At 66.8% G+C, this 1,061-nt stretch carries 2 protein-coding genes; one reads left to right on the plus strand and one right to left on the minus strand.

The annotated features are described in order from the left end of the window. Positions 1–39 precede the first annotated feature (39 nt). The gene (locus tag BG452_RS35220) at positions 40–465 is read left to right on the plus strand and encodes an ASCH domain-containing protein (protein ID WP_188308408.1); all 426 of its coding nucleotides are present in this window, start codon (positions 40–42) and stop codon (positions 463–465) included. 77 nt (positions 466–542) lie between these two features. Here the strand turns inward: BG452_RS35220 and BG452_RS35225 are convergent. Continuing rightward, positions 543–1,061, minus strand: a 519-nt coding sequence (locus BG452_RS35225; RefSeq protein WP_188308409.1) for an IS5 family transposase, incomplete at its 5' end; no start/stop codon positions are given.

Genomic DNA, 1,061 nt, shown 5'->3' on the forward strand with positions numbered 1-1,061 from the left:
CCATTGATCAATCGCGACCGGGCTTCATACCATCTCCTGATGGGACATGACGACCTTCCGACTCTTGAACTCGCGTTTCCCGGTCCGGAACGTGACCGTGGCGTCGCGGCAATCCTGAGCGGTCAGAAGACCGCGCTCACGGGCCTCCTGGAGATCTACGAGCACGCCGGAGAGGCGGTGCCGCAGACCGGCCAGCGGTTCTCGGTGCTCGACTCCGAGGGTCGTCCGGCCGTCACGATCGAGCTCGTCGACGTACGGGTCGTTCCCATGAAGGAGATCGACGACGACTTCGCGCGAGCCGAGGGGCGCGGCTACTCCGACGTGGCACAGTGGCGGGCAGCCCACGAAGAGTTCTTCCGGAGCGATGGCGTGAGCGAGTTCTTGGGTCGTATCCCCGTCATTGACGACGACACGCTCGTCGTGGCCGAACGCTTTCGGGTGGTCGAGCCTGACGATCCCGCGTGATCGGTGACCCGCATCCGACTCAATAAGAGCCCGGGAGGGCCAGCCGGGGCCGTGCGAGGTGCTGGGAAGGCTGTCGGTCATAGCCACTCGTTGATGGCTGCGACCAGCACTGTTGCCTCATAGCGGACGGCGAGCTTGTCATATCTCGTGGCTACGGCTCGGTGGCGCTTCAGCCGGTTGATCCCGCATTCCACCGCGTGGCGCTCTTTGTAGTCGGCCTTGTCGAACTTGGGCGGTCGGCCGCCTCGGGAGCCGAGCTTCTTGCGATTGCGGACCTGGTCGGACTTCTCCGGGATCGTGCAAGGGACGCCTCGGCCGCGCAGGTAGGCGCGGTTCGCGCGAGAGCCGTACGCCTTATCGGCGCGGACCTTGTTCGGTCTGGTGCGCGGTCGACCCGGGCCGACGCGGGGCACCCGGATGCCTTCCGGTACGGGCTGGAACTGCGGACTGTCGTGCCGCTGGCCCGCGGTAACGAGCAGGGACAGCGGCTTCTGTCCCTGCTCGACCGCGAGGTGCACCTTGGTGGTCAGCCCGCCACGCGAGCGTCCGAGGCCGTGGTCGTCGGGCTCGGTGTCGACGCCACCGGGAGGCTCCTT

Source organism: Streptomyces sp. CBMA123, from assembly GCF_014596465.1.
Lineage (GTDB): Bacteria > Actinomycetota > Actinomycetes > Streptomycetales > Streptomycetaceae > Kitasatospora.